This window comes from Arachnia sp. (assembly GCF_057238465.1).
On the sequence record NZ_DBHHFZ010000024.1, the window covers coordinates 1 to 3478 of the forward strand.

Annotated in this window: 4 protein-coding genes; all 4 read left to right on the forward strand. The window is 65.6% G+C overall.

The genetic code is table 11. The features are described from left to right. The first annotated feature begins 255 nt into the window (after window positions 1–255). The 4 genes from ACO6D6_RS15360 to ACO6D6_RS15375 all read left to right on the forward strand — a co-directional run bounded on the left by ACO6D6_RS15360 (window position 256) and on the right by ACO6D6_RS15375 (window position 2907). Complete coding sequence (locus ACO6D6_RS15360) at window positions 256–675, forward strand: hypothetical protein (RefSeq protein ID WP_484786111.1); 420 nt, start codon at window positions 256–258, stop codon at window positions 673–675. Further along, the gene (locus tag ACO6D6_RS15365; RefSeq protein ID WP_484786112.1) at window positions 665–1108 is read left to right on the forward strand and encodes a hypothetical protein; all 444 of its coding nucleotides are present in this window, start codon (window positions 665–667) and stop codon (window positions 1106–1108) included. The genes ACO6D6_RS15360 and ACO6D6_RS15365 overlap by 11 nt, the downstream gene beginning before the upstream one ends. Window positions 1109–1383: 275 nt before the next feature. After that, on the forward strand, window positions 1384–1935 hold the full coding sequence (locus tag ACO6D6_RS15370) for a hypothetical protein (RefSeq protein WP_484786113.1): 552 nt from the start codon (window positions 1384–1386) through the stop codon (window positions 1933–1935). A gap of 219 nt (window positions 1936–2154) precedes the next feature. Next, a complete protein-coding gene (locus tag ACO6D6_RS15375; protein WP_484786114.1) occupies window positions 2155–2907 on the forward strand; it encodes a transposase family protein in 753 nt (250 codons plus the stop codon). Window positions 2908–3478: the final 571 nt, after the last annotated feature.

Sequence of the window (3478 nt, forward strand, 5' to 3'; positions counted from 1 at the left end):
CGCCACCGTGCCGATCCCCGCTCCGAGCCGCCGGTTCTGGTGAGAAAGACTCAATATCATCTCAGAGGCTCCGGTCATGAACCTGTTGTAATCCAAAACCATGCCGCAGGTCACACTTTCGGGCCGCCTGGAACAAAGGTAATCATGGTTCGCACTATAATGTGCGACCCTACGAGGAGGGTAGTACAATCGATCCCAATAGAAATGGTCGCATCAGAGGGTGTCGAACCTATTATGGATGGGGAGACTGGTCCGGTGTCTGAGAGTGTTATTGATATTTCCGGGGTCGTGGGAATCGGGGAGCTGGACCCGGTGTTTCCGGGGCGGAGGGTGGACTGGTCCCGCGTCCTGTCCGTGTCGCTGACCCTCGACTGCATGAGGGCGTCCGCCTCGCTGAGGATGTCCGTGCTGGTTGATCCCGGGGAGCGCCCGTCGTGGTGGGGGGACGAGATCCACGACGGGGTGAACATGTCCCTGGAGTGGCGGGGAGGAGTCCGGTTGAGCGCGGGTCCCGCCGGGGCCGGGAACGGGCTGACCATCCGCGCCCCGGGTCCGGACGGGAACGGAATCGAGGCGGTGCTCATGCGCGAGAGCAGGGTGATGCGCGTGCGCGCCGACGAGTGCTCCCTGGGGAATTTCGGGTCGATGTGGTTCTGGGGCGGTCATGCGTACTGATCCTGTTGTCCCGGACGGCTGGTGGGCCGCCGGAATTGACGGTGCGAGGGGCCTGTACGAGGTGTTCGGCAGGCGCCCGGCCTCACTCGAGGGGGCCGTGTGCACCCTGATGCAGTTCGACCCGTTCCCGCTCAACCTGTCGGTCATAGTGGAATTGGCGGACGCCCCCGACCCGCTGCCCGAGCGCTGGCGCCGCAAGGGGTACGACGCGGCGAGCATACGCCTCCAGTTCCTGGAGTGCCGGGACGTCCGCTCGAGCGGGGCCCTGCCGACCGGGGGCTGCTCGATCGACGTCGAGCCGGTCGGCGACCATACGCGCGCCCGCCTGTGCGCGGAGGACTTCGAACTGGAGCTGACCAGCAGGTTCGCCTCGGTGCGGGTGGACCCATTCCGCAGAGGCGATCCGGACTCCGTCATAACACTATTCTCATAGAGCTATTGAGCTTTTCTCACCAGGAAGGCCCCCGGACCGGCCAGGATCGGCATGATAACACGGAAGGGCCCGGGACGGTTCAACCCCCGTGCACGCCAACAGCACTCCGCACCCATCCTTCCCGCACCACCACGCCGATCCCCGCCAATCCGAGTGTCCTCCTGGTGAGAAAGGCTCAATGAGATGATCGTCAGCAGCGAGTGGATCCCGCTTACCCGTGAAGGGGACGCCGGTGTTTTCACTCTCGATGGTGAATGGTTCTGAGGAGGACGAATATGGAGGAGATACGGCTGGGGCCGATCGAGTGGGGCGTCGTGACGGCCCATCACCCCTGGGGCATGGGTGTGCGTCTGGAGGAGTCCGGCAACGAGGGGGTCATCGTCCTGGACTCCATCCACGACGACTTCCTGCGCTGCAACGGGGAGTACTGGCCCGAGATCGGCGAGCGCATCCGGGTGCGCAGGTACATCTACAATAATAAGGAATTGCGCCTGACCAGCCGCGAGAGCGCCATGGAGGGCCTGGTGAACGGCTACGACCCGCCGCGCCAGTACCCGCTCCCGGAGGGGTTCGGGCCGGTCGAGGAGGGGACGGTCGTCGCCCACCGCGACTGGGGCGTGGAGGTGCGCCTGGACTCCGGGCGGGTCGGGCAATTGCGGGCCCGGCTCATGGAGGAGAGCGCCGATCCCGCCCCCGAGGAACGCTGGCCCGGAATCGGCGAGCGGGTCCGCATCCGGCCCCTGGGCCTCTGGCCCGACGGCAGCCTCCGACTGAGCCGCAGGTCCAACTTCGTGAACCAGATGCCCATACGGGCTATTCGCGTCTGAGGATGTGGTGGGCGGAACCTATCGGTGGGTCGGGTTGTTCTTTTCGGTTGGTCCTTGAGGCGTCCGGCGTGGATGAGCGGTCGGAGCGTCCAAGTCCGGAAGGTTATTCTGGGTGTGTCCTGGGTCATTTCCGGGAGGCGATATTATGATGGCCCACCCCCGTGGGGTATCATGGGCGTGAAAGAAACGTCCCCATGACCCCGGAAGGAGTGGGCCATCATGATGGAGTGTACCACAGGTCTGACCGATGATGAGTTCGACGAGCTGCTCGCCTGGCTGCGCGAGGAGGGGGTCGAGGGGTATCCGCCGATCCTGGGCCTGTCCGGGTCTCTCACCGCGACTTTGATGTACCTGCGTCAGAACATCGTGCAGGAGGTGATCGGAGAGTTCCCGGGCGTGTCGCAGACCACTGTTTCGCGGGTCATCAAGGCCCTGACGGAGGCGATCTCCCGGACCCCGGCGGTCCTGCTGCTCACCGCGGAGGATGCGCCCCGGGACTGCGACTGTCGTGGTGGACGGCACCCTCCTCCCCTGCCTGGACTGGCGCAGACGCCGCGATCCGTGGTCGGTCAAGCACGGGAGCGCGGGCATGAACGACCCGGATCCTGGTCCGGCTCAACGGAGAATTCATGTGGGCCTCCGACCCCTGCCCGGGGTCCATGCACGACGTGGCCGCACCAGGCGCCTTCCGGATTGCTGGAGGGAATGGATCCCTCCGGGTGGATCGGCGACAAGGGGTACGTGGGAAGGGGGATGATCACGCCTCATAAGAAGCCCCCCAACGGAGAACTCGACGAGAAGGCGAAGGAGGAGAACAAGAGCGTCAACAGGATCCGCCAGGTGGTCGAGCGCACCATCGCCCACATCAAATCCTGGAGAATCCTCCACACACCCTACAGGAGACCCCTGGAAACATTCGAGCAGACCATCACCGCAGCACTCGCACTATACGCCTTCAAGACCACCCCCTGAATAACCTTCCAGCTCCTTGAACTCATCGGAGTATTTGGTTCTGGTCATGAACTCATCCTATCCTGTCGCGGGAAGAAACTCTTCCCAAGTCCAGAGGACCCCGCTCACTCCACTTCGCCGCCGCGGGCGGGTCGGGGCGGGCGCCTGTACGGTCCGGACGGCGAGCCCGGCGATCACCCCGACGACCGCACCGGCTCCGCGAGAGCGCCGCCCGGCCCGCACAGGCGCCTGCCCCGCGAGATCGTCACTTAACCCGCGAGAACGTCTGCTAGAGGTACGTTCTCGCGGGTTAAGTGACGTTCTCGGCGGTTAAGTGACGATCTCGCGGAGTCGCGGGGCCGGCCCATCCCGCCCCCCCCCGGGCGCGCCCGGGCGCCCAAACTCGCACTCCGCACCCCAGCGGGCCCCTCCAGCCGCTCCTCTCGAGAGCAGAACGCATATCCCGGCGAGCAGGGCCGACCCGTACCCGCGGACCAGCGCTCCCGGGGAGAGAAGGCTCACCGGGCCGGGACCGCGGTCAGTCGCCCAGGGCGGTGCCCACGGCCCGCGCCGCCCGGATCCACTCGTGATC